The sequence below is a fragment of the Phaeobacter sp. S60 genome, assembly GCF_000826845.1.
GTDB classification, from domain to species: Bacteria; Pseudomonadota; Alphaproteobacteria; order Rhodobacterales; family Rhodobacteraceae; genus Phaeobacter; species Phaeobacter piscinae.
Map to the genome: position 1 here is coordinate 213475 of NZ_JSWJ01000012.1, position 23425 is coordinate 236899.

24 protein-coding genes are annotated in these 23425 nt (G+C 59.2%); 10 read left to right on the plus strand and 14 right to left on the minus strand.

What is annotated here, in order from left to right; genetic code table 11:
- Positions 1 to 69: 69 nt before the first annotated feature.
- From sdhA to OO25_RS12995, 9 genes are all read right to left on the minus strand, one after another.
- Positions 70 to 1875, minus strand: a complete 1806-nt coding sequence (sdhA, locus tag OO25_RS12955) for a succinate dehydrogenase flavoprotein subunit (protein ID WP_040180582.1) — start codon at positions 1873 to 1875, stop codon at positions 70 to 72.
- 15 nt (positions 1876 to 1890) lie between these two features.
- The gene (gene sdhD / locus OO25_RS12960; protein WP_014873477.1) at positions 1891 to 2262 is read right to left on the minus strand and encodes a succinate dehydrogenase, hydrophobic membrane anchor protein; all 372 of its coding nucleotides are present in this window, start codon (positions 2260 to 2262) and stop codon (positions 1891 to 1893) included.
- An 18-nt stretch (positions 2263 to 2280) separates the two neighbouring features.
- On the minus strand, positions 2281 to 2664 hold the full coding sequence (sdhC, locus tag OO25_RS12965) for a succinate dehydrogenase, cytochrome b556 subunit (RefSeq protein ID WP_040171217.1): 384 nt from the start codon (positions 2662 to 2664) through the stop codon (positions 2281 to 2283).
- Between the two features lie 191 nt (positions 2665 to 2855).
- Positions 2856 to 3545: a DUF1194 domain-containing protein gene (locus tag OO25_RS12970; protein WP_040171221.1), complete on the minus strand. Its 690-nt coding sequence runs from the start codon at positions 3543 to 3545 to the stop codon at positions 2856 to 2858.
- A gap of 32 nt (positions 3546 to 3577) precedes the next feature.
- The gene (locus tag OO25_RS12975) at positions 3578 to 4210 is read right to left on the minus strand and encodes a histidine phosphatase family protein (protein WP_040180583.1); all 633 of its coding nucleotides are present in this window, start codon (positions 4208 to 4210) and stop codon (positions 3578 to 3580) included.
- 81 nt (positions 4211 to 4291) lie between these two features.
- Complete coding sequence (locus OO25_RS12980; protein ID WP_040180585.1) at positions 4292 to 5323, minus strand: MaoC family dehydratase; 1032 nt, start codon at positions 5321 to 5323, stop codon at positions 4292 to 4294.
- Positions 5323 to 5526, minus strand: a complete 204-nt coding sequence (locus OO25_RS12985) for a DUF1737 domain-containing protein (RefSeq protein WP_040104187.1) — start codon at positions 5524 to 5526, stop codon at positions 5323 to 5325. Before OO25_RS12985 ends, OO25_RS12980 begins: the two co-directional genes overlap by 1 nt.
- Before the next feature lie 6 nt (positions 5527 to 5532).
- The gene (locus OO25_RS12990; protein ID WP_040180587.1) at positions 5533 to 6081 is read right to left on the minus strand and encodes an NnrU family protein; all 549 of its coding nucleotides are present in this window, start codon (positions 6079 to 6081) and stop codon (positions 5533 to 5535) included.
- Between the two features lie 35 nt (positions 6082 to 6116).
- The gene (locus OO25_RS12995) at positions 6117 to 6971 is read right to left on the minus strand and encodes a CoA ester lyase (protein WP_040180589.1); all 855 of its coding nucleotides are present in this window, start codon (positions 6969 to 6971) and stop codon (positions 6117 to 6119) included.
- Between the two features lie 384 nt (positions 6972 to 7355).
- Between OO25_RS12995 and OO25_RS13000 the strand changes: the two genes are divergently transcribed.
- A complete protein-coding gene (locus OO25_RS13000; protein ID WP_096707435.1) occupies positions 7356 to 7685 on the plus strand; it encodes a hypothetical protein in 330 nt (109 codons plus the stop codon).
- Positions 7686 to 7795: 110 nt separating this feature from the next.
- On the opposite strand, the gene OO25_RS13005 is transcribed toward OO25_RS13000, so the two are convergent.
- Positions 7796 to 8551, minus strand: a complete 756-nt coding sequence (locus tag OO25_RS13005) for a sulfite exporter TauE/SafE family protein (protein WP_040180591.1) — start codon at positions 8549 to 8551, stop codon at positions 7796 to 7798.
- Positions 8552 to 8714: 163 nt separating this feature from the next.
- Between OO25_RS13005 and mdh the strand changes: the two genes are divergently transcribed.
- The 9 genes from mdh to OO25_RS13050 all read left to right on the plus strand — a co-directional run bounded on the left by mdh (position 8715) and on the right by OO25_RS13050 (position 20403).
- Positions 8715 to 9677 (plus strand): malate dehydrogenase, encoded by a 963-nt coding sequence (mdh, locus tag OO25_RS13010; RefSeq protein ID WP_014873467.1) that lies wholly within the window; start codon positions 8715 to 8717, stop codon positions 9675 to 9677.
- Positions 9678 to 10290: 613 nt separating this feature from the next.
- Positions 10291 to 11484 carry an ADP-forming succinate--CoA ligase subunit beta gene (sucC, locus tag OO25_RS13015; protein WP_040180593.1) on the plus strand — a complete coding sequence of 398 codons (1194 nt, stop codon included), beginning with the start codon at positions 10291 to 10293 and terminating at the stop codon, positions 11482 to 11484.
- 4 nt (positions 11485 to 11488) lie between these two features.
- A complete protein-coding gene (locus OO25_RS22800) occupies positions 11489 to 12007 on the plus strand; it encodes a hypothetical protein (protein WP_139044783.1) in 519 nt (172 codons plus the stop codon).
- A gap of 74 nt (positions 12008 to 12081) precedes the next feature.
- Positions 12082 to 12966 (plus strand): succinate--CoA ligase subunit alpha, encoded by an 885-nt coding sequence (gene sucD / locus OO25_RS13020; protein ID WP_014873464.1) that lies wholly within the window; start codon positions 12082 to 12084, stop codon positions 12964 to 12966.
- Between the two features lie 264 nt (positions 12967 to 13230).
- Positions 13231 to 16188 carry a 2-oxoglutarate dehydrogenase E1 component gene (locus tag OO25_RS13025; RefSeq protein WP_040171235.1) on the plus strand — a complete coding sequence of 986 codons (2958 nt, stop codon included), beginning with the start codon at positions 13231 to 13233 and terminating at the stop codon, positions 16186 to 16188.
- Between the two features lie 6 nt (positions 16189 to 16194).
- The gene (odhB, locus tag OO25_RS13030) at positions 16195 to 17748 is read left to right on the plus strand and encodes a 2-oxoglutarate dehydrogenase complex dihydrolipoyllysine-residue succinyltransferase (RefSeq protein WP_040180595.1); all 1554 of its coding nucleotides are present in this window, start codon (positions 16195 to 16197) and stop codon (positions 17746 to 17748) included.
- Positions 17749 to 18090: 342 nt separating this feature from the next.
- On the plus strand, positions 18091 to 18480 hold the full coding sequence (locus tag OO25_RS13040) for an MAPEG family protein (RefSeq protein ID WP_040180598.1): 390 nt from the start codon (positions 18091 to 18093) through the stop codon (positions 18478 to 18480).
- 90 nt (positions 18481 to 18570) lie between these two features.
- The gene (lpdA, locus tag OO25_RS13045; protein WP_040180601.1) at positions 18571 to 19968 is read left to right on the plus strand and encodes a dihydrolipoyl dehydrogenase; all 1398 of its coding nucleotides are present in this window, start codon (positions 18571 to 18573) and stop codon (positions 19966 to 19968) included.
- A 120-nt stretch (positions 19969 to 20088) separates the two neighbouring features.
- On the plus strand, positions 20089 to 20403 hold the full coding sequence (locus tag OO25_RS13050) for an EthD family reductase (RefSeq protein ID WP_040171248.1): 315 nt from the start codon (positions 20089 to 20091) through the stop codon (positions 20401 to 20403).
- A 73-nt stretch (positions 20404 to 20476) separates the two neighbouring features.
- Here OO25_RS13050 and OO25_RS13055 read toward each other — a convergent pair whose 3' ends face one another.
- The 4 genes from OO25_RS13055 to OO25_RS13070 are packed head-to-tail and all read right to left on the minus strand — an operon-like array spanning position 20477 to position 23379.
- Positions 20477 to 21082 carry a pyridoxamine 5'-phosphate oxidase family protein gene (locus OO25_RS13055; RefSeq protein WP_040180602.1) on the minus strand — a complete coding sequence of 202 codons (606 nt, stop codon included), beginning with the start codon at positions 21080 to 21082 and terminating at the stop codon, positions 20477 to 20479.
- The gene (locus OO25_RS13060) at positions 21060 to 21809 is read right to left on the minus strand and encodes a 1-acyl-sn-glycerol-3-phosphate acyltransferase (RefSeq protein ID WP_040180605.1); all 750 of its coding nucleotides are present in this window, start codon (positions 21807 to 21809) and stop codon (positions 21060 to 21062) included. Before OO25_RS13060 ends, OO25_RS13055 begins: the two co-directional genes overlap by 23 nt.
- Entirely contained in the window at positions 21806 to 22705 is a 900-nt protein-coding gene (locus tag OO25_RS13065) for an ABC transporter permease (protein ID WP_040171255.1), read from the minus strand. Before OO25_RS13065 ends, OO25_RS13060 begins: the two co-directional genes overlap by 4 nt.
- The gene (locus OO25_RS13070) at positions 22702 to 23379 is read right to left on the minus strand and encodes a cell division ATP-binding protein FtsE (protein WP_014873455.1); all 678 of its coding nucleotides are present in this window, start codon (positions 23377 to 23379) and stop codon (positions 22702 to 22704) included. Before OO25_RS13070 ends, OO25_RS13065 begins: the two co-directional genes overlap by 4 nt.
- Positions 23380 to 23425: the final 46 nt, after the last annotated feature.

Consider the following 23425-nt stretch of genomic DNA (forward strand, 5'->3'; position numbering starts at 1 on the left):
TGTACACTCAGCTCCCGCGAGGGGGCGCTGAGTGTCATGTGATATGCAGGAACTGCGCGCATCACGGCCTTAGAACGTCCGCGCCTTGGGGGCGATCTTCGCCTCACTGATGCCGCCTTCGGCCTCAGTGGTGAGAGGATCCACAATAACCGGGCGATAGGACAGATCCACCTTGTTGCCGTCAACACGGCTCACGGTATGGACACGCCATTTCTCATCGTCCCGGCTGGTGAAATCCTCATGAGCATGGGCACCACGGCTTTCCTGACGTGCCTCGGCCCCGACAATTGTCGCCAATGCGTTTGGCATCAGGTTGGTCAGCTCAAGCGTTTCCATCAGGTCAGAGTTCCAGACCAGCGACCGGTCGGTCACAGCCAGATCGTCGATCTTTGCTGCGATGGCGGTCATCTTGGTCACACCTTCCGCCATGGTCTCCGATGTGCGGAACACCGCGGCATCGCTTTGCATGGTCCGCTGCATCTCCAAACGCAGATCCGAGGTTGGGATGCCGCCCTTGGCATAGCGCAGACCATCAAACCGGTCGAAGGCTTTGTCCACCTGCGCCTGATTAAGAACAGGGTTGGGCGCATCAGCATCCACCACCTTGCCCGCACGGATTGCCGCGGCTCGGCCAAAGACCACAAGATCGATGAGCGAGTTGGACCCCAACCGGTTGGCCCCGTGAACTGAGGCACAGCCCGCCTCGCCCACAGCCATCAGACCCGGCACCACAGCGGTCGGATCCTCGGCTGTCGGGTTCAGCACCTCACCCCAGTAGTTGGTCGGGATACCGCCCATATTGTAGTGTACCGTTGGCAGAACCGGAATCGGTTCCTTGGTCACATCCACACCGGCAAAGATCTTCGCGCTTTCGGAGATCCCCGGCAGGCGTTCCGCCAACGCTTCGGCTGGCAGATGGCTGAGGTTCAGGTGAATGTGATCACCATGTTCACCCACACCGCGGCCTTCGCGGATCTCCATCGTCATCGAACGCGAAACATAGTCACGCGGCGCCAGATCCTTGTACTGGGGCGCGTAGCGCTCCATGAAGCGTTCGCCTTCGGAGTTGGTCAAATACCCACCTTCACCCCGCGCCCCTTCGGTGATCAGGCAGCCGGAGCCGTAGATGCCGGTCGGGTGGAACTGCACGAACTCCATGTCCTGCAGTGCGAGGCCTGCGCGCGCCACCATGCCGCCGCCATCACCGGTGCAGGTATGCGCAGAGGTTGCGGAGAAATAGGCACGGCCGTAACCGCCAGTTGCCAGCACCACCATCTTGGCGTTGAAGACATGCATGGTGCCGTCATCGAGCTTCCAGCACACCACGCCCTGGCACTGCCCGTCCTCGGACATGATCAGGTCGATGGCGAAATACTCGACATAGAATTCGGCGTTGTTCTTGAGGCTCTGGCCATAAAGCGTGTGCAGGATTGCGTGGCCGGTGCGGTCAGCGGCGGCACAGGTGCGCTGCACCGCCGGGCCTTCGCCGAACTCGGTGGTGTGGCCGCCGAAGGGACGCTGGTAGATCTTGCCCTCTTCGGTGCGCGAGAACGGCACGCCGTAATGCTCCAGCTCGTAAACCGCCTTGGGCGCTTCACGCGCGAGATACTCCATCGCATCGGTATCGCCGAGCCAGTCAGACCCTTTGACCGTGTCATACATATGCCACTGCCAGTGGTCAGGCCCCATGTTGGACAAGGACGCCGCAATGCCGCCCTGGGCCGCCACGGTGTGCGAGCGGGTCGGGAAGACCTTCGTCACGCAGGCCGTGCGCAGCCCCTGCTCCGCCATGCCGAGGGTGGCGCGCAGGCCGGCACCACCGGCGCCAACCACGACCACGTCATAATCATGTGTTTCGTATTCGTAAGCAGCCATTGAAAACCTCGGGATTTACAGCGCCAGGCGGATCAGCGCATAGGCGCTGACCGCGGCCACGGCATAAGACAGGCAGGTGACCAGAATGATCGTCAGACGACCGGCAAAGCCATGCACATAGTCCTCGATCATGATCTGCGCACCGGATTTGAAGTGCATCATGCCGACCCAGATGGTCAGCAAAGCAACAAGTGCGGGAAACGGGCGAGCGTAGTAGGCGGTGATCTCTTCATAAGATCCGCCCAGCGCCGAGCCAAAAGTAAACACGAACAACGGCACCAAGATCAGCAGCCCGATGGAGCTGACCTGCATCGACCAGTGGTGTGCCGTGCCGGATTTCGCAGCACCCATGCCAACGGCACGCTTGCGATCTGTCAAATAACGCATTGCGATTGCTCCTTCAGATCAAACGATAACAAGGGTGAGGACAGTCAGGACAACCGACCCGACAATGACGAACCAGCCCAGTTTCTGCGCAGGTTCCAGATCCAGCATCTTGCCGTTGTCCCAGATCAGGTGACGCACACCGGCCAGCGTGTGATACCAAAGGCCAAGCACCGACAGGCTCATCACGATGTCGCCGAACCAGCTGGTCATTACAGCATTGGCAGTGCGGAAGTAGTCTTCAGAGGTTGCCGCCGCCAGGAACCACCAGGCGATCAGCAACGCGCTCACGATAAGGGCATTGCCCGTAATCCGCGTCAGGATCGAGGTGATCGAAGTGATCTGCGGGCGATAGACCTGCAAATGTGGCGAAAGCGGGCGGTTGCCCCGATTTACATCGGCCATGTTGGCTCCTTTCCGGTTAGCTGACGACGTTTTAGCGGTTTTTTACGTCCTGTCACGCAAACGAGGGGTAAAAATGCGCAGTTATTTTTTGGAATGCCGCTAAAACAACAATATGTGATCACACGCTTCCGATAAGTGATCACAAACAAGAGCCGCTGGAATCCTTACAGAATCACATGGTGTTCGCGAATTTATGGGATCGCCGTGAGAAAGCTGCCCAATCCGGCATTCTGCTGCGCCACTTCGCGTAACAGCTTTTTACGGATCGCTTGCGGATAGTCCTCAAACCCTGCTGCGGTCTGAACAAAGGCGTCCGCTCCAAAGATGACCTGCTCAAAGAAATAGGCCGTCAGATCCGGCTCGCTCTCCTCAATGGCCAAGGCATTCACCGTAACGCCAGCCGCGCCGAGCGCACCTCGCACCGCGGCAGGCTCCACCCCCTCGTTAGACAGCCCGTCGCCAGAGACATCAATCACCCGGCGGCGGCATCCGGGTACGGTTTGAAATTGCTCAATGGCCAGCTGCAGTGCCTCTCCGATGCCTGTTGCATAGTTGCGCCAGGGCCGCGGCGCCGCCGCGATATCAGCCGCCAGCTGGTCTAGGGATCGAAAATCCGAAGCATGTCGCCAACTAATAGTCACCTCTTGTCGGCCGCTGCCTGACCACTGAATCAAAGCAATCCGTGCCTGTGCCCGAACCAGGGCCTCCGCCACGACACCGTCTTGCAATGCTGCGGCCAGGCCTTCCATCTGTGTGCGGTATTCTTCGACATCGACGCTGCCGGAGACATCCACTGCCAGCACCAATGCCAGATCACAGGCGCGCGCCTGTATCGGCACCTGAGCAAAAAGCATGAAAACCATCAGTTGAAGGATCCGCATATCCTGAGCTTAGCCAAAACCGACCCGCATCCCTATAAATTTTCGCACCCCATTGCGCCACCCTCAAACAGGGTCTCGATTGGCGCCCAATGGTCACGTGGTTTCCGGCTGCATCGATCGAAGGCAAACCAATTGCCACCACCTGCCGGTTGATCCCAACGCCGGTCAATTTCCACACCTGCCAAGGCACAGAAAAGCAAAGTGCCCACTGCGCCGTGACCACAGACAATCAACGCGCTGTCCGGGTGGTCCGCCTCGAGGGCGCATATCTCCCGCAGGGTGCGGTCTTGCGCATCCACCGCCCGCTCCCAACCGCGCACTGATTGCAAGGGACTCGCAAAAAACGCATCTGCCTGCGCTTCAAATGCGGCCGCTGGCAGATAGCCCGTGCTGGTTCGGTCGTTTTCATGCAGCTCCCTGCGCTGGTCGACAGCAGCCCCAAGCGCTGCCGCCAGTGGCGCGGCGGTCTCGACGGCTTTGCGCTCGGCGCTGGAGATCACCGCCGCCTTTCCTGCCAGCTGCAACCGAGCGAAGCGCTGCGCCAGTTCCGCCACACGCAAGGCCCCGACGTCGGATAAACCCCAATCCGGCACCGCAACTGTTGCGTCAACCGTCACCTGCGGATGCGAGATGTAAAGAACTGTTCCCGGATCACCTATGTTCATGGCTTTTGCACATTGCTTCGCCTGTGAGAAGGTCCCAGCCAAGGCCGATTTCGAAACAGAAAGCGCCTCCGCCAGCTGTTATCACAATGGCATTAATGCCCAGTAGTCGAGATCCAGCAGAACCTCCGGGTGATATTTGCCATCTTCCCCCTTCAGCCGGAAGGGAGCACCCCCGCTGGTCGCGACCAGTCGCAAGCGGATCGCCCCGATGCCGGGCGCGCGGGTTTCAACCTTGTCCAGCACCTCCGACCAGGCACGGATTGTCATACCGGATGTGCAGGGGTTTGCATGCGCGCCCCCGTTCAATCCAACAATCATCTGCGCATTGGCCAAGCCGTTGAAGGACAACGCCCGCGCCATGGAGATCACATGCCCGCCGTAGATCAGCCGCGATCCATCCGGCCGAGCCGTGGTGTCAAAGTGAACCTTGGCCGTGTTCTGCCACAGCCGGGTTGCGAGCATATGCTCGGCCTCTTCGACCGTGACACCGTCGATGTGGTCAATCTGTTCCCCCACCGCATAGTCGCCCCAGCGGTGCGGCTCCCCCGCGAGCGTGAAATCATAGCTGGAGAAATCCAACCCTTCGGGAATGACCAGATCCTCAGCCGGGATCACCCGGGTGAGTTCGGGGATACAGGTCTCAGGCGCGGGCGCCTCCGGGTTGCCTTTGCGCACCATGACCCAGCGCACATAGTCCAGCACGCAGTCACCCCGCTGATTGAGGCCACGTGTACGAACATAGACGACACCGGATTTGCCGTTGGAATTCTGCTTGACTCCAATCACTTCGCTTTCGGCGCGTAGGGTATCTCCGGCATAGACCGGCAGATGCCAGCGCCCTTCGGCATAGCCTAGGTTCGCCACCGCGTTCAACGAAACATCCGGAACGGTCTTTCCAAAGACCATGTGGAACGCCGCCAGATCCTCTAGCGGCGCGCCCGCCAGACCACATCCGCGCGCAAATTCATCCGAGGAGTAGAGCGCATGTCGCGCCGGGTAGAGCGCGTGATACAATGCGCGCTCCCCCCCCGAGACGGTGCGCGGCACCGCATGATGCAACACATCGCCAACGGCATAATCCTCAAAGAAGCGGCCCGGATTGGTCTTGGCCATTAGTGCTCTCCCAGTTTGGTCTCGGGGGTATAGGTGCCGGGCACCTCTTTCACCACAGATTGACCGCAGCGCATGATCCCCTTCACGGGGTCGAAAGTCTGGGTCGGACTTCCGTAGAGCTCCCACCCTTTGTTCAGCGCATCGGTCACCTTGTGACAGAACGCCGAGGTGTCGTCCTCAGACAGAAATCGATAGAGTTTCATCAGTGATTACCCCGGAAACGGCGAGGGGCCGATCAGCCCGTGAACATAGCCGATCACACCCAATAGGACGATCGACGCGACAAAGAACATGGCATCCTTGGCAAGGCTGCCCTTTGGGTTTGCTGTCCAGACTGGCTCAGCGCGGTTGATCACAACCATTTCCGCCAGCGCCCAGACCAGCATGCTCCCAAAGAGCACAAAGGAGGCCAGATCCCAGTTTACCAGCAGATGTGCGACCGCCCACATCGCAAAGCCCAGCAACATGGGATGGCGGAGTTTGTAAAACAGCGCGCCTTTGCTGGGACCAGGGCTGGTGAAGTAAAGCGCCAACAGCATCAACGTGTTGTTGATATGTGTGAAAAACGGCGGCGGCAGGGCCAGATCAAACGACTCCGCACCGCGGTAACCGATCACCATCAGGACCACGCTCGCCAGCAGGATAAGCGCAATCAGCCCCTTGCCACGATCACCAAGAGCCGCGCGCGCATCCGGCGCCAAACGTTTGAAAAAATGGGCGCCCCACCAAATCAGGATGCCTAGAAGCAACAATGCCATGTCAGTCTCCCAAAGAATTATGACCGACCCAACGCCTAGGCTGAAACCGCTGTGATTGCATCCGCTTTTGCAAGAATTTCGCGGGCAGTGACCACGTGCAGGTTCTCGACAATCTTGCCATCCACAACAGCCACACCCTGCCCCTCTGCCTCTGCGGCGTCAAACGCCGCGATCTGACGTCGCGCGAGGTCAATCTCGTCCTCGGAAGGGGCGAAGGCGGCATTTGCCACATCCACCTGCGCCGGGTGGATCAATGTCTTGCCATCAAACCCCATGTCGCGGCCCTGACTGCACTCAACTTCCAACCCTTCGGCATCCTTAAAGGCGTTATAGACCCCGTCGACAATGACCACACCTTCCGCCTTGGCCGCCAACAGACACTGACCCAGCCCCGCCATCAGCGGCAAGCGATCCGGACGAAAGCGCACCTGCAGCTCCTTCGCCAGATCATTTGTCCCCATAACCATGCCGTGCAAAAGCGGATGCGCGGCGATGGCTGCGGCGTTCAACATGCCGCGCGGAGTTTCCATCATCGCCCACAGCGGTTTATTCCCTGTGATGGTTGCCAGAGTGTCCAGATCTGCTGGGGAGGAGACTTTGGGCAACAGGATCGCATCACAGTCCATCTTGGCCGCAGCCGCAGCATCAGCGCGTCCCCATTCGGTATCCAATCCGTTGATCCGAACAATCTTCATCCGCGCCCCATAGCCCCCTTCGCGCAGCGCCTCTTCCAACGTCTGGCGGGCGTTTTCTTTCTCATCCGCCGAGACCGCGTCCTCAAGATCAAAGATGATCGCATCCACCGGCAGATTGCGGGCCTTGTCCAGCGCGCGAGGCTTGGACCCCGGGATATACAGAACCGACCGATAGGGGCGTGTGCGCGGATCCATGAGTTACCTCCTGAGTCATTTTGTTGCGCAAACGGCTACATAATTGAAAGTAAGCTTTCAAGTGAAATGATGCCGCACCGCAGAATAAGTCGCGTCGACACAGCAAGCGCGAAGGGCTGTGATCACAATAAAGCCTTGATAAACAGTTATTATCGCTCGACTCGACCCCCGAGAACGGGCCGTTAAGAGGATGTCAGCTTCTTTTCGTCACTCTGATTGCACCGGATGAGGATCGAACCAAAACGGCATCATACATCCGGGAGCGGGCACAGCAGCCCGTGCAGACGATGACGCGATACCGGCACGGCGCACACCCTGTCCGGGTCTGATCAAATGACCCGAAGGGCAAGCCCACCGCCGGATCTTCCGGAAAGGGTAAAACCCATGTTGAAGAAGACGTTTGAACTTGCAGTCCTCAAAAGCGCCGCTTTGGCAGCACTCGCCCTGATGGCACTGCCCGCTGTCGCACAGACCAGCAACAACTGCGCGCCCCGCGATCAGGTGGTGAAGCGCCTTGCCGAACGCTACGGCGAAAGTCGGCAGAGCATTGGCATCGGCCAGCGCGGCGTGGTGATGGAAACATTCGCCTCGGCGGATACCGGCAGCTGGACCATCACAATCACCACCCCCGGCGGCGTGACCTGTCTTGTGGCCTCGGGCCAGTCTTATGAGTTTCTGGCGGAGGCCTTACCAGTCGTCGACAGTGACGCCTGAGCGGGCTTCCTCGCAAGATGAGCCTTAGGGGTGAGACATCCGATCTGACCAGCCGGCGGAGGGGCCGTGTGACAACGGCCCTCTGCCAGCAGCGCAAGATCCGCCCCCGCTCAGGTCAGCCCGTCCCAAATCAGCTTCGTTCCGGTGGTAATCAACAGCACATAGGTCAGCCCAAAAAAGACCGGCTCAGATACCCTGTGATGTAAGCGGACCCCGATCCAAGCCCCCAGCAGGGCAAAGGGCGCCAACATCAGATCCAGCGTCAATGAGGCGGGCGTCACCATCCCTAGCATTGCGTAGGGAACAAACTTTGCGGCATTCAGAATACTAAACACCAACACGGTCGAGGCTTGGTACTCCGTTTTGCTCATATTGCGGCCAAGCAGATAAACAGCCGCCGGCGGACCACCAGCGTGGCTCACGAAACTGGTAAACCCGGCAACCAAGCCGGCTACAACGCCAGTCACATCCGCCTTATCGCGCCGCGTGGCCAATCGCGCCCTGAGCTGCCCGTAGAGCTGCCAGACCACAAAAGATACCGAGATCACTCCAATCAATACCCGCATGGCATCGGCGTCGACGGATTTATAAAACGCCGCCCCTAATGCCACGCCTGGTAACCCGCCGAGGATCAACAAGAACGACTCCCACAACCGCCAGCGCCCCCAATATGGCCGTAGCGTGGCCACATCGATCAACATCAGCAGAGGCAACATAAAGGCAAGCGCCACGCCGGGCTCCACAATCACAGCGAGAATCGAAGATGACGCAAAGGCCGCGCCTGATCCAAAACCGGCCTTGGAGACACCGGCAAACGTAATTGCCAATACCGCTACCAGAAAAAACATCACTGTAATCTCAGGCATCTGAGAAATCCCTCTAAGTGCCTCATATGTCGGTTTTTTAAACGCATCTGTCCGATTTGAACAGTCTGCGGCACATCGGCCTTCCCGGCGCAGGGATCTTGCGCCAAGCCACGGAACGGCTTAGTCCTCCCGGCAATCACAACCGGACCGGAGATAAATTCCAATGGCTCGACCCAAAATCGCCCTGATTGGCGCAGGTCAGATCGGTGGCACACTTGCCCACCTCGCAGCACTGAAAGAACTCGGCGACGTCGTCCTGTTCGACATTGCCGAAGGCACCCCCGAAGGCAAGGCGCTCGACATCGCTGAATCCGGTCCTTCCGAAGGCTTTGACGCCAAGCTGAAGGGCACCCAATCCTACGAGGATATCGCTGGTGCAGACGTCTGCATCGTGACGGCCGGCGTGCCGCGCAAGCCTGGCATGAGCCGCGATGACCTTCTGGGCATCAACCTCAAGGTCATGAAATCCGTTGGTGAAGGCATCCGTGACCACGCACCGGACGCGTTTGTGATCTGCATCACCAACCCTCTGGATGCAATGGTCTGGGCTCTGCGGGAGTTCTCCGGCCTGCCCCACGAGAAAGTCTGCGGCATGGCCGGCGTGCTGGACAGCGCCCGCTTCCGCCACTTCCTGGCGGAAGAGTTCAACGTTTCCATGAAAGACGTCACCGCGTTTGTTCTGGGCGGCCACGGCGACACCATGGTGCCGCTGACGCGCTACTCGACCGTTGCCGGTATTCCGCTGCCTGATCTGGTCAAGATGGGCTGGACCAGCCAGGAAAAACTGGACGCGATTGTCCAACGTACCCGGGATGGTGGCGCTGAGATCGTCGGTCTGCTGAAAACCGGCTCCGCCTTCTACGCACCTGCGACCTCCGCGATTGAGATGGCCGAAGCCTACCTCAAGGATCAGAAACGCGTCCTGCCCTGCGCGGCCTACGTTGATGGCGCCCTCGGCCTCAAAGGCATGTATGTAGGCGTGCCGACAGTGATCGGTGCTGGTGGCATCGAACGTGTTATCGACATAAAAATGACCTCGGATGAGCAGACCATGTTCGACAACTCCGTCAACGCGGTCAAAGGTCTGGTTGAGGCCTGCAAAGGTATCGACGGCTCGCTGGCCTAAGATCCAACCAGAACACCACGAACTTTGTGAAGGCCCGCCCGATTGGCGGGCCTTTTCCTTTGCCTCTTCCCTAAATGGCTCCTCTCAGCGCGGCGTCGCACCCCCTCAGGTGCAGCCCCACGCACGCCAAAATGAGATCCGCCCGAGCCACGACGTCAGTTTTCGGCCAACTAACAATATCTTACTCCAGCATCAGATAACCCGTCCGAAGCCTTGATTCTCCCCGCCGAAAGCCTCGGACGGGATCACATCACCTGTCTTGATGTCCGCAATAATATCGGTGCTTCCGACCTCCTTGGCAGTCGGCACCCCACTATTTCCAAAGCCATCATGCGGATCCGGACCAAGCCGCAATACCGCGGCCAAATCAGTTACACCTTAATGCGGTTGTTGCCGCATCCGCGTAACTTACAGTCGGAGTTGATCAAAACCACTCCTATCGAATCAACCGCGTTCACCTCCTGTAAATTTGTGATCACACGTCGGAAAGCCGTGATCACAAAATCGATAAATCTTCGGCATTTTTTTACCAGCTGTAAGAAAACCCTTTAAACATTGGCGCTATGACGGCGTATTAGATCAAGATAATTGCAGCCAGACGGGACAGTTTCAGATGAACATCCACGAATATCAGGCCAAGGCCCTCCTCCGCAGCTACGGCGCGCCGGTTTCGGACGGGCGTGTGGTGCTCAAGGCAGAAGATGCCAAAACCGCAGCAGGTGAGCTGGACGGCCCGCTCTGGGTGGTCAAAGCTCAGATCCACGCTGGTGGCCGCGGCAAGGGCTCCTTCAAGGAGGCTGACGCGGGCGAAAAAGGTGGCGTGCGCCTGACCAAATCGGTTGAAGAAGCCGCTGCCGAAGCCAAGAAGATGCTGGGCCGCACCCTTGTGACCCATCAGACCGGTCCCGCCGGTAAGCAGGTGAACCGCATCTACATCGAGGCAGGATCCGGCATTCAGACCGAACTCTACCTCGCGCTGCTGGTGGATCGCCAAACCTCGCGCATCTCCTTTGTCTGCTCCACCGAGGGCGGCATGGACATCGAGGAAGTTGCTGAAGCCACCCCCGAGAAAATCCTGTCCTTCTCCGTTGATCCGGCAACTGGCTATCAGGCGTTCCACGGCCGCCGCATCGCATTCTCGCTGGGTCTTGAAGGCGCACAGGTCAAGCAATGCGTCAAGCTGATGGGCCAACTCTACAAGGCATTTGTCGAAAAAGACATGGAGATGCTGGAAATCAACCCGCTGATCGTCTCAGACAGTGGTGATCTGAAAGTGCTGGACGCCAAGGTCGGCTTTGACGGCAACGCGGTTTACCGCCACGCTGATATCTCCGAACTGCGCGACACCACCGAGGAAGACCCCAAGGAACTGGAAGCCTCCAAATACGATCTGAACTACATCGCTCTGGACGGTGAGATCGGCTGCATGGTGAACGGCGCAGGTCTGGCGATGGCCACCATGGACATCATCAAACTCTACGGCGCTGAGCCTGCGAACTTCCTTGATGTTGGCGGCGGCGCCACCAAAGAGAAAGTGACCGAGGCGTTCAAAATCATCACCTCTGACCCCAACGTCAAAGGCATCTTGGTCAACATCTTCGGCGGCATCATGCGCTGCGACGTCATCGCCGAGGGCGTGGTTGCCGCGGTGAAAGAGGTCGGCCTGAAGGTACCGCTGGTTGTTCGCCTCGAAGGCACCAATGTGGAAGCCGGCAAAGACATCATCAACACCTCCGGTCTTGATGTCATCGCAGCCGACAACCTGTCCGACGGCGCCGAGAAAATCGTGAAAGCGGTGAAAGGGTAAATCTTTGCGGAAGCTCATCTTCTCCCTTCCGATTTTAGCGCTTGCGGCATGCCAGACCACTGGCTCAGCCACGCAAGACACGCAGCCTCGAACTGCGGCAGCTGGGTCCAGCCAAACATCTGTTTCAGCAGATGCAGCCTTTGACCATGGTGCCAAATTTTGCATTGGTTATTTGCAGTCAGGAACTCCTATTGAGACCCTGAGCAGTGTCGGCTTCAGGAAAAGTTTGGACGCTTGGTCAACTAAACCTTTCCTAGCGTCCTCAAGCTTCGAGGACCCCGAAGTATACGTTACCACGGTTCGGGGAGATGAGTGTTTTGTGACAATCACCCCAAAAACCCGCAATGAAATGGTTTCATATTTCGCGAGAGCTGAACGTGTTCTTTCTGCGCAGGGCTACCGCAAGGAAGTAAGGACGTTCAGAAAAGGTAGAAAGTTCACCTATTTCATCAAGGGCACGAATGAGATCAGCCTTCAGGCTTCAACCTCGGGGACGATCGTTTCTGTCCACCTCGCGAACTAAGGCATTTGCTGGAGAGCTTAGCTTCCTCAGCGCTGTAACAGCGGCCAAGCCGCACTAATAAGGAGACTCCTAAAATGGCAGTCCTTATCGACGAAAACACCAAAGTGATCTGTCAGGGCTTTACTGGCTCGCAGGGCACCTTCCACTCCGAACAGGCCATCGCCTATGGCACGAAGATGGTCGGCGGCGTGACACCGGGCAAGGGTGGCCAGACCCACCTGAACCTGCCGGTCTTCAACTCCGTGCATGAAGCCAAGCATGTGACCGAGGCGAATGCCTCTGTGATCTACGTGCCGCCCCCCTTCGCAGCTGACTCCATCCTTGAGGCCATCGATGCCGAGATGGAGTTGATTGTCTGCATCACCGAGGGCATCCCGGTTCTGGACATGATGAAAGTCAAGCGGGCGCTGGAAGACAGCAAATCGCGCCTCATTGGCCCGAACTGCCCCGGCGTGATCACGCCTGATGCCTGCAAGATCGGCATCATGCCTGGCCACATCCACAAGCGTGGCTCGGTCGGTGTTGTGTCCCGCTCGGGCACCCTGACCTATGAGGCGGTGAAGCAGACCGCAGACATCGGTCTGGGCCAGTCCACCGCTGTCGGCATCGGCGGCGACCCGATCAAAGGCACCGAACACATCGACGTGCTGGACATGTTCCTGAACGATGATGAGACCCAGTCGATCATCATGATCGGTGAAATCGGTGGCTCCGCTGAAGAAGAAGCGGCAGAATTCATCGCCGAGCAGAAGAAAAAAGGCCGCTGGAAGCCCATCGCGGGCTTTATCGCAGGCCGCACAGCCCCTCCGGGCCGTCGCATGGGTCACGCTGGCGCAATCGTCGCAGGCGGCAAAGGTGGTGCCGAAGACAAGATCGAGGCGATGAAATCCGCTGGCATCGTCGTCGCCGACAGCCCCGCCACACTGGGCGAGGCGGTTCTGAAAGCGATCGGCAAGTAATGCCACAGCCTGCCTCATACGGCATCCAAGATCACTTTCCGGACGGATCTGAACCGTCTGTCCGGAAAATGAGCGCCTGTCATGGGCGCTCTTCTTCCCGTTTCAGGGATCCTTTTGTCGATAGGATTGTTACCTCCAGAGGCCGATCTTATCTGCTGCAGGATTCCAGAGGCGTTTTACTCTTCCGAAACGCCTTCTGATCAGGCTGTCACTCATGACCCCAGGTCGCACTAGAACCGGTCCCAACCCGCAAGAGGTACTTACATGACCGACCAGAGCCCTAACGAACTCTTCCATGCTTCCTCCTTCATGCAGGGGCACAATGCTGAGTATCTTGAGCAGCTCTATGCCCAATACGCCAATGATCCCAACGCGGTGGATGCCGCCTGGGCTGAGTTCTTTCGGCAGATGGGTGACGCAGAACTTGATGTGAAGGCGGAGGCCGCTGGCCCCTCCTGGGCGCGCGCCGACTGGCCGCCTGCCCCCAATGATGATCTGACTGGCGCGCTGACGGGCGAGTGGCCGGCCCCGGCAGAGGCCAAGGGTGCTGGCAAGAAGATCAAGGACCAGGCCGCTGCCAAGGGCGTCGAAGTCACCGATGATCAGGTCCAGCGCGCTGTGCTGGATTCGATCCGGGCCCTGATGCTGATCCGGGCCTACCGGATCCGTGGCCATCTGGCCGCCAATCTCGACCCCCTCGGTATGCGCGAGGAGGCCCAGCATCCCGAGCTGGATCCGCGCACCTATGGCTTCACCGAAGCGGACATGGACCGCCCGATCTTCATCGACAATGTTCTGGGGCTTCAGGTCGCCTCGATGCGTCAGATCGTCAGCATTGTGAAGCGGACCTATTGTGGCACCTTTGCGCTACAGTACATGCATATCTCCGATCCCGAACAGGCCAGCTGGCTGAAAGAGCGGATCGAGGGCTATGACAAAGAAATCCGCTTTACCCGCGAGGGCCGCAAGGCGATCCTCAACAAAATGGTTGAGGCAGAGGGTTTCGAGAAATTCCTGCACGTCAAATACATGGGCACGAAGCGCTTCGGTCTGGACGGTGGCGAGAGCCTTATTCCGGCAATGGAGCAGATCATCAAGCGCGGTGGCGCGCTGGGGATCCGTGATATCGTCATCGGCATGCCACACCGCGGACGCCTATCGGTGCTCGCCAATGTGATGCAGAAGCCATACAAGGCGATTTTCAACGAATTTCAGGGCGGCAGCTTCAAGCCCGAAGATGTTGATGGATCGGGAGATGTAAAATATCACCTCGGCGCCTCTTCCGACCGTGAATTCGACGGCAACACCGTTCACTTGTCCTTGACTGCGAACCCCTCCCACCTTGAGGCCGTGAACCCGGTTGTTCTTGGCAAAGTTCGCGCAAAGCAGGATCAGCTCAAGGACAGCGAGCGCACCAAGGTGCTGCCGATCCTCTTGCACGGTGACGCAGCCTTTGCAGGCCAAGGCGTTGTGGCCGAATGCTTCGCCCTCTCCGGCCTGCGCGGTCACAAGGCCGGCGGCACTATGCATATCGTGGTGAACAACCAGATCGGTTTTACCACGGCACCGCATTTCTCGCGCTCTTCGCCTTACCCCACCGACAATGCGTTGGTGGTCGAGGCGCCGATCTTCCACGTCAACGGTGACGATCCGGAAGCTGTGGTTCACGCCGCCAGGGTCGCCACGGAATTCCGCCAGAAATTCCACAAGGATGTCGTTCTCGATATCTTCTGCTACCGCCGGTTTGGCCATAACGAGGGCGACGAGCCCATGTTCACCAACCCGCTAATGTACAAGAAGATCAAGGGCCACAAAACAACCCTGTCGCTTTATACCGAGCGTCTGGTGAAGGATGGCCTGATCCCCGAGGGTGAGATCGAGGATATGAAAGCCTCGTTCCAAGCCCGATTGAATGAGGAATTCGAAGCCGGTAAAAACTTCAAGCCGAACAAGGCGGACTGGCTGGATGGCCGCTGGTCCCACCTCGACAAAAAGGACACCGATTACCAGCGCGGCCAGACCTCTGTGTCGCCCGAGACGTTCAAAGAGGTCGGCACCGCTCTCAGCCGTGTGCCCGAGGGATTTCCAGTCCACAAAACCATCGGCCGTTTCCTAGACGCACGTGCCAAGATGGTGGACAGCGGCGAGGGGATCGATTGGGCAACCGGGGAGGCGCTCGCCTTTGGCTCTCTTCTGACTGAGGGCTATCCGGTGCGTCTGTCCGGACAGGATGCCACCCGTGGTACATTCTCCCAGCGTCATTCCGGCATCGTCAATCAGAACACCGAGGAACGATACTATCCGCTCAACAATATCCGCAGCGGGCAATCCCATTATGAGGTGATCGACTCGGCCCTCAGCGAGTATGCTGTGCTGGGCTTCGAGTATGGCTATTCACTCGCCGAACCCAATGCACTGACGCTCTGGGAAGCGCAGTTCGGTGATTTCGCCAATGGTGCGCAGATCATGTTCGATCAGTTCATCTCCTCCGGCGAAAGCAAATGGCTGCGGATGTCCGGCTTGGTCTGCCTGCTGCCGCACGGGTTTGAGGGCCAGGGGCCGGAGCACTCCTCCGCGCGCCTCGAACGCTTCCTGCAGATGTGTGGTCAAGACAACTGGATCGTGGCGAATTGCACGACACCGGCGAACTACTTCCACATCCTGCGCCGCCAGCTGCACCGTACCTTCCGCAAGCCGCTGATTTTGGTCACGCCGAAATCGCTGCTGCGCCACAAATTGGCCGTGTCCAAGGCAGAAGAGTTCACCACCGGTTCGTCCTTCCACCGTGTGCTGTGGGATGACGCCCAGCATGGCAATTCCGACACCAAGCTGGTCGCCGATGACAAAATCAAGCGCGTCGTTCTCTGCTCGGGCAAGGTTTACTATGACCTTCTGGAAGAACGCGACGCCCGTGGGCTTGACGATGTATATCTGATGCGGATTGAACAATATTATCCGTTCCCTGCTATCTCCCTTGTGAAGGAGCTTGAGCGCTTCAAAGGTGCTGAGGTGGTCTGGTGTCAGGAGGAGCCCAAAAATCAGGGCGCCTGGAGCTTCATCGAGCCCAATATCGAATGGGTGCTGACGCGCATCGGCGCCAAGCACAGCCGCCCGACCTATGTCGGTCGCGCCACCTCGGCTTCGCCCGCAACGGGCCTGGCCAGCGAACACAAAGCCCAACAAGCTGCGCTCGTGAACGAAGCGCTGAGCATCGAAGGATAACACCCCATGACCACCGAAGTTCGCGTGCCCACCCTGGGCGAATCCGTGACCGAAGCCACCGTTGCCACCTGGTTCAAGAAGCCGGGGGACGCGGTTGCAGCAGACGAAATGCTCTGCGAGCTGGAAACCGACAAAGTCACCGTTGAGGTCCCGGCCCCTGCCGCCGGTACCCTGGGTGAGATTGTCGCCGCCGAAGGCGAAACCGTCGGCGTTGATGCGCTGCTGGCAACCATTGCTGAAGGCGCCTCCTCCGGCACCTCCACCCCGGACACCCCCAAGGCCGAATCCGCTCCCGCAGCCGAATCAGGCAATGCCGGTGGTGGCAGCACCGATGTCATGGTACCGACCCTCGGTGAATCTGTGAGCGAGGCCACGGTCTCAACCTGGTTTAAGAAGGTCGGCGACAGCGTCGCGCAGGACGAAATGCTCTGCGAGCTGGAAACGGATAAGGTCTCAGTCGAAGTCCCAGCCCCAACTGCCGGTATCCTGACCGAGATCACCGCTGAAGAAGGCAGCACCGTCGATGCGACTGCCAAACTTGGCGTGATCTCCGGCGGCGAAGCAGGTGCCGTAACGCCTACGCCCAGCAAAGGCGAAACCGCAGGTGGGGCGCAATATACCACGCCCCCCGCAGGCCAGGGCGGTCCGGCCAAGGATATCGCAAACGCACCTTCCGCCGAGAAGGCGATGGCTGAGGCCGGCCTCTCTGCAGATCAGGTGCAAGGCAGTGGTCGTGATGGCCGCATCATGAAAGATGACGTCGCCCGTGCCGTGGCCGCTGCCGCAGCTGCACCGGCTGCCAGCACTTCGGCCCCAGCAGCGGCGGCACCTGTGCGCGCGCCGGTTGCTGCAGATGACGCCGCCCGTGAAGAGCGCGTGAAAATGACCCGCCTGCGCCAGACCATCGCCAAGCGTCTGAAGGACAGTCAAAACACCGCTGCCATGCTCACCACCTACAATGAGGTCGACATGACCGAGGTGATGGCCCTGCGCAACGAGTACAAGGACCTGTTCCTGAAGAAGCACGGCGTGAAACTGGGCTTCATGTCCTTCTTCACCAAAGCCTGCTGCCATGCGTTGAAAGAGGTGCCCGAGGTCAACGCAGAAATCGACGGCACCGATATCGTCTACAAAAACTTTGTGCACATGGGCATCGCCGCAGGCACGCCCACGGGTCTGGTGGTTCCGGTGATCCGCGACGCGGATGCAATGTCGTTCGCGGACATCGAAAAAGCGATTGCCGAAAAAGGCGCCCGCGCCCGCGACGGCAAACTGTCGATGGCAGAGATGCAGGGCGGCACCTTCACCATCTCCAACGGCGGCGTCTACGGCTCGCTGATGTCCTCGCCGATCCTCAACCCGCCGCAGTCCGGCATCCTCGGCATGCACAAGATCCAGGACCGCCCGATGGCGATCAACGGCAAGGTTGAGATCCGCCCGATGATGTATCTGGCGCTGTCCTATGACCACCGTATCGTCGACGGCAAAGGCGCTGTGACCTTCCTCGTGCGCGTCAAAGAAGCGCTGGAAGATCCCCGCCGGTTGTTGATGGATCTGTAATTCAGTCGCGTACCAATTGCATCGGGCCAGCCCGTGGCCCGATGCGTACCGCATCAAATCACTGTGGGGCCATATGAGTTATCAGCCCGAGCCTGACTATGAAAAAGAGTGCCCGAAGCTTTTCGCGCTAAGGGACCGAGTAGTCAAATGGCACGGTGAGCGGCCAGTCCTGTTCTGGTTTTTGATCTGGCTAACCTGTTCAGTAGTGACGCTGTTGACTTATGCAGAGCAATCAGCTCACCAGATGCAGCGTCCCTCATTCAAAGCCTTCACCATATACGCGACTCTGGGCTGGATTCATCCCTTCTGGATTTGGATCGACGCTCGAAAAGATCGGCAGTCATGACCCCTGAACTCACCGCCCTCACCCTCGCCGCACTGCTGCAAGCGCTTCAGTTTTGCGCATATGCCATCACGGCAAATCGCCAACTGGATCCGAAAATAGCACTTGGCCCACGCGACACACCGGTCACCCTGACAGGTACAGCCGGACGCTTCAAACGTGCGATGGAAAACCATTTCGAAGGGTTGATCCTCTTCATCATCGCCTGCGGCGTGGTGGTGATCAGCGATCAATCCACCGGATTCACCGCAGGCTGCGCCTGGGTCTACCTTGCCGCCCGGGTGCTCTACGTGCCGGCCTACGCATTGGGCTGGTCTCCTGGCCGCTCAATCATCTGGTTTGTTGGCTTTTTTGCCACCGTCTTTATGTTGATCGCAGCGCTGGTATGAGCTGTCACCTTTCTCAAATACTCCGGGGGAGGCCCGCAAGGGCCGGGGGCAGAGCCCCCTCCCCGTTCAACCCTGAAGGAGCACATCAAAATGGCATCCTATGACGTCATCGTAATCGGCGCCGGCCCCGGTGGCTATGTCAGCGCCATCCGCTGCGCCCAGTTGGGCCTGAAGACCGCCGTGGTCGAGGGCCGAGAAACCCTCGGCGGCACCTGCCTCAACGTCGGCTGTATCCCCTCAAAGGCCCTGTTGCACTCGACCCATCTGCTGCATGAAGCGGAACATAACTTCGCCCATATGGGTCTGAAGGGCAAAAGTCCCTCGGTCGACTGGCCGCAGATGAAATCCTACAAGGAAGAGGTCATCGGCCAGAACACCGGCGGCATCGAATTCCTGTTCAAGAAGAACAAGATCGACTGGATCAAGGGCTGGGCCTCCATTCCCGAGGCCGGCAAGGTCAAGGTGGGCGATGACACCCATGAGGCCAAGAACATCGTGATTGCCTCCGGCTCGGTGCCCTCCTCGCTGCCAGGCGTTGAGGTCGATAACGACAAGGGGGTTGTGGTGGACAGCACCGGCGCGCTGGACCTGCCGAAGATCCCCAAGAAAATGGTTGTGATCGGTGCTGGTGTCATCGGCCTGGAACTGGGGTCGGTCTATGCACGTCTGGGGTCTGACGTGACCGTGGTTGAATATATGGACGCCGTTTGCCCGGGCATGGACAAGGATGTTCAGCGCAGCTTTAAGCGGATCCTCGAAAAGCAGGGTCTGACCTTCATCATGGGGGCTGCGGTACAGGGGGTTGAACCGTCCAAAACCAAGGCAAAGGTGAAGTATCAGCCGAAAAAAGGCGGCGATGAAGAAGTGATTGATGCCGATGTGGTGTTGGTCGCCACCGGTCGCAAACCCTACGCTGAGGGGCTGGGCCTTGACGCTCTGGGTGTCAAGATGACCGAGCGCGGCCAGATCGCCACCGACGCCCATTGGGCCACCAATGTCAAAGGTATCTATGCCATCGGTGACGTCATCGAAGGTCCAATGCTGGCCCATAAGGCCGAAGACGAAGGCATGGCTGTTGCCGAGGTGATCGCGGGCAAACACGGACACGTCAACTACGGCGTGATCCCCGGCGTGGTCTACACCACACCCGAGGTGGCCACCGTAGGCCAGACGGAAGATGCGCTGAAGGCCGAAGGTCGCAAGATCAAGACCGGCAAGTTCATGTTTATGGGCAATGCCCGCGCCAAGGCCGTGCATCAGGCCGAAGGTGGTTTTGTGAAACTCATCGCGGACAAAGAAACCGACCGTATTCTGGGGGCCGCCATCATCGGTCCGGGCGCTGGCGACCTGATCCATGAAATCTGCGTCGCAATGGAATTCGGCGCCTCTGCTGAGGATCTGGCCCTCACCTGTCACGCGCATCCGACCTATTCCGAGGCCGTGCGCGAGGCGGCCTTGGCCTGCGGGGACGGTCCGATCCACAGCTGATCATGGCTTTGTCTACAGGAAACGGGGTACTTTCTGCCGCCGCCTCCTGCTAGAGACAGATCCTACACCAAAGCGGTCCACCTCTGGTGGGCCGCTTTCTCATGAACCGGAGCTTCTGCCATGACCGTCAGCCTGCAAGTGATCTACCCTGCATCCGAAGACGCAACGTTTGACTACGACTACTATGAAAAAACCCACCTCCCCCTGTTGGAAGAGCACTGGGGCGATCTGATGGACACGGTTGAGGCCTCGCGCGGGATTGCCAGCGGGCCGGACGTACCGCCTGCCTTTCTGCTGATTGCGACCATTACCTTCCCGGATATGGAAACGCTCGACACAGCGATGGCGGAGAAAGGCGGACCGATCATTGATGATGTGGCAAACTTCACCAACATTCGCCCGCAGATCCTTGTTGGGCAGGTCCTGATGAGCTGACCGAAGGCACCTCACGCCTTAACTGCCGATGTCCTGACGACAGCGCGCTGGTCCGCGTCCCAACGCATTGGCTTTACCACATGGTCTTGGCGGCGCGCGGTGCCCAGGCCTCGTCATACGCCTTCCCGCCCTCTACTCCGGCGGTCTGCTCGGCAAGGATTTCCCCCATTGTCGGCAGATCCGCGCTTTCATCTTCTGAGGTCCAGGTCCGTGCGCGCATCAGTGCGCGGGCGCATTGGCTGTAGATTTCAGTGATTTCGATAACAATGACGGTACGGGGCTGTTTGCCGTTCTTGTCAAACCTGGCGCGCAGATCGGCGTCCGCCGTCACCCGGGCGTTACCGTTCACCCGCACCACATTGTTCGATCCCGGCACCAGAAACATCAACGAGACACGCGGGTCCCGCACGATATTGCGCAGGCTGTCGATCCGGTTGTTGCCCCGCCAGTCCGGCAGGGCCAGCCTGCCCGGATCCAGTTCCAGAACCACCGGACCATCATCACCACGCGGGCTGTCATCGGTGCCTTCTGGTCCAACCGTGGCCAACATACACAGCCGCGAGGCCATGATCCACTTGCGATAAAGCGGCGTCATCTGCCGCGCCACCTTGCGCAGAGAGGGCGCGCCGGGTGTGCCGTAATGCGCCTCAAGCGCCTCAACGGTGGTGAGAAACTCCATCGACTTCGAACCCCGCTTCCTGCATCAACTTATTCGAATGGGCTTCGACCTCGCGCTCCAGCGTGGCCATGAACACATCACGGTCCAGCCCCGGCGCAATAGCGGGCAGGAACTCAACCACACCCAGCCCAGGTTTGCGCATAATCCCAGTACGCGGCCAGAACAGACCCACATTGGTCGCCGCAGGCACACAAGGCTGCTCCAGCGCGGCATAAAGAACCCCGGTGCCGATCTTATAGGGCCTGTCCGCCCCAGGGGCGACGCGGGTGCCTTGCGGGTAAATCACCAGCTGACCGGGGTCAGCGAACTCTGCCGCGACGTCCTTGACCATACGGGCAATGGCATTGCCTTTCTTACCGCGGTTGACCGGCACGCAACCCAATCGCTTGGCATAGATGCCGATGATCGGTGTCCACAGCAACTCGCGCTTCATAATGAACTTGGCCGAAGGGGTGGCGTGAAAGATGATCAGAATATCCAGAAAACTCTGATGTTTTGCTGCGATGATCACCTCCTCGGTGGGCACCGGGCCGCGTACCTCGGTACGCAGGCCCAGCATCCAGCGGGCGCACCACAACACATAACCGGCATAGCTGCGGCAGGCCATGCGGGCGCCGCGCGGCGACACCAGAGCCCATGGCGCAAAAACCAGACCAAAGATCAGCATCATCACATAGATCTGAACCATAAACACGGCCGAGAGCAGCCATCGAAATGCAGTTTTCACGCCAAATCTCCAAGACGTTTGTTGGCCGCACGGGTTGTTGCGGCAAAGGCGACGAGCGCGCCAAGCAAAGGAATGCACAGCGGCAGGAGCCAGCTCCAGCCCTGAAAGCCCAGACCGGTCAGAAACCCACCCTCGCGCGTGGCCTCGGGCATCAGCCAAACCCCCAACATGCCAAGCATCATACCAACCCCCGCCCCGAACAGCGCGCGCAAGGTAAAGCGCCGGATAAAGGCCTGTGCGATATAGGTGTCCAAGGCGCCAACCAGGCGCAGCACCTCAATCACTTGGGCATTGGCGGCAAGAGCTGCGTTGGCGGCGAGGGTGATCATCGCAGCAGTGGCACCGCCGATCAGTAGAATTGACACCCATGCCAGACGCCGCAGCGCCTGCGCCGCATCCACCAAAGGTGCGCGCCAACGGGTGTGATCATCCAGAACAGCACCCGGCACCTCAGCCTGCAGCCGCAATCGCAATCCTGCATCATCGTAGCCCGGATCACCTTCGATCACCTCAATCAGCTGCGGGATTGGCAGTGTATCCAGCGGCAGTTTGGTTCCGAACCACGGTGTCAGAAGTGCCGCCTGTTCTTCGCGGCTGAGCGCGCGGGCGGAGGCAACACCCGGGGTCTGTTCCAGAATGGTCATCGCCGCTTCGGTCTGGGCGACGCGTTGCTCAGCAGGCGCGTTGATTCGCAGCGTTGCAGCGCGGGCGAGCTCTTCCGCCCAGCGGTCCGCCAACCGGCCCGAGGCCAGCGACAAGGCCAGCGCAAAGACCGCCAGAAACGCCATCGCCCCCGACACAAACAGCGTCAGCTGGGCGGTAAACCCGCTTGGCGGAACCACGCGGTCAGCCTGGGCATCTCCGACGATCACATTGCGCAGCCGGGCCAGATTCATAGATCTGCCCCCGCCTGCTGAAGCTGCCGGTTGGAAATCCGCAGAACCCGTGCCTGCACCTGTTTTTTGGCCGCCCGGATGAGCGACAGATCATGCGTGGCCACCAATACCGTTTTGCCCATGTGGTTCAGCTCCACCAGCAATTGCAGCAGTCGCTGCGACATTTCCCAGTCCACATTGCCTGTTGGTTCGTCCGCGATGATTACCTCGGGTGACAGAATAACCGACCGGGCCAAAGCCGCGCGCTGCCTTTCGCCCCCGGACAGCTCCGGCGGCGTTGCATGTGCCCGCTCCGACAGGCCGACCCAATTCAGCAACTCCCTCAGATTGGCCTCTTCCTGGTCGATGTCGCGCCCGGATACGGTCAGCGGCAAAGCGATGTTTTCGATCACCGGCAGATGGTCCAGAAACCGGCAATCCTGATGGACCACGCCGATACGCCGCCGTAGATAAGCCATCTGATCACGGTCCAAACCATTGATATCCATGTTGAAAGCGCGCGCCCGGCCAGACGTTGGGGTCAATGCACCGTAGCAGAGTTTCAAAAGGGTCGTTTTACCTGCCCCTGACGGACCGGTCAGGAAATGGAACGACCCCGGCGCCAGCTGTACTGACACCTCGCTCAGCAGTTCCCCGCCACCGTAATTGTACCCCACATTGTCCAGCTCGATCACGGCGGTCCCCTTTTGGTCACCGGTGTTTTGCCCGACTGTGCGACCA

Excerpts from the sequence above, each read along its gene's own strand:
- sdhA (WP_040180582.1), bottom strand. The coding sequence starts at position 1,875 with ATGGCTGCTTACGAATACGAAACACATGATTATGACGTGGTCGTGGTT.
- sdhD (WP_014873477.1), bottom strand. The coding sequence starts at position 2,262 with ATGCGTTATTTGACAGATCGCAAGCGTGCCGTTGGCATGGGTGCTGCG.
- sdhC (WP_040171217.1), bottom strand. The coding sequence starts at position 2,664 with ATGGCCGATGTAAATCGGGGCAACCGCCCGCTTTCGCCACATTTGCAG.
- OO25_RS12970 (WP_040171221.1), bottom strand. The coding sequence starts at position 3,545 with ATGCGGATCCTTCAACTGATGGTTTTCATGCTTTTTGCTCAGGTGCCG.
- OO25_RS12975 (WP_040180583.1), bottom strand. The coding sequence starts at position 4,210 with ATGAACATAGGTGATCCGGGAACAGTTCTTTACATCTCGCATCCGCAG.
- OO25_RS12980 (WP_040180585.1), bottom strand. The coding sequence starts at position 5,323 with ATGGCCAAGACCAATCCGGGCCGCTTCTTTGAGGATTATGCCGTTGGC.
- OO25_RS12985 (WP_040104187.1), bottom strand. The coding sequence starts at position 5,526 with ATGAAACTCTATCGATTTCTGTCTGAGGACGACACCTCGGCGTTCTGT.
- OO25_RS12990 (WP_040180587.1), bottom strand. The coding sequence starts at position 6,081 with ATGGCATTGTTGCTTCTAGGCATCCTGATTTGGTGGGGCGCCCATTTT.
- OO25_RS12995 (WP_040180589.1), bottom strand. The coding sequence starts at position 6,971 with ATGGATCCGCGCACACGCCCCTATCGGTCGGTTCTGTATATCCCGGGG.
- OO25_RS13000 (WP_096707435.1), top strand. The coding sequence starts at position 7,356 with ATGTTGAAGAAGACGTTTGAACTTGCAGTCCTCAAAAGCGCCGCTTTG.
- OO25_RS13005 (WP_040180591.1), bottom strand. The coding sequence starts at position 8,551 with ATGCCTGAGATTACAGTGATGTTTTTTCTGGTAGCGGTATTGGCAATT.
- mdh (WP_014873467.1), top strand. The coding sequence starts at position 8,715 with ATGGCTCGACCCAAAATCGCCCTGATTGGCGCAGGTCAGATCGGTGGC.
- sucC (WP_040180593.1), top strand. The coding sequence starts at position 10,291 with ATGAACATCCACGAATATCAGGCCAAGGCCCTCCTCCGCAGCTACGGC.
- sucD (WP_014873464.1), top strand. The coding sequence starts at position 12,082 with ATGGCAGTCCTTATCGACGAAAACACCAAAGTGATCTGTCAGGGCTTT.
- OO25_RS13025 (WP_040171235.1), top strand. The coding sequence starts at position 13,231 with ATGACCGACCAGAGCCCTAACGAACTCTTCCATGCTTCCTCCTTCATG.
- odhB (WP_040180595.1), top strand. The coding sequence starts at position 16,195 with ATGACCACCGAAGTTCGCGTGCCCACCCTGGGCGAATCCGTGACCGAA.
- OO25_RS13040 (WP_040180598.1), top strand. The coding sequence starts at position 18,091 with ATGACCCCTGAACTCACCGCCCTCACCCTCGCCGCACTGCTGCAAGCG.
- lpdA (WP_040180601.1), top strand. The coding sequence starts at position 18,571 with ATGGCATCCTATGACGTCATCGTAATCGGCGCCGGCCCCGGTGGCTAT.
- OO25_RS13050 (WP_040171248.1), top strand. The coding sequence starts at position 20,089 with ATGACCGTCAGCCTGCAAGTGATCTACCCTGCATCCGAAGACGCAACG.
- OO25_RS13055 (WP_040180602.1), bottom strand. The coding sequence starts at position 21,082 with ATGGAGTTTCTCACCACCGTTGAGGCGCTTGAGGCGCATTACGGCACA.
- OO25_RS13065 (WP_040171255.1), bottom strand. The coding sequence starts at position 22,705 with ATGAATCTGGCCCGGCTGCGCAATGTGATCGTCGGAGATGCCCAGGCT.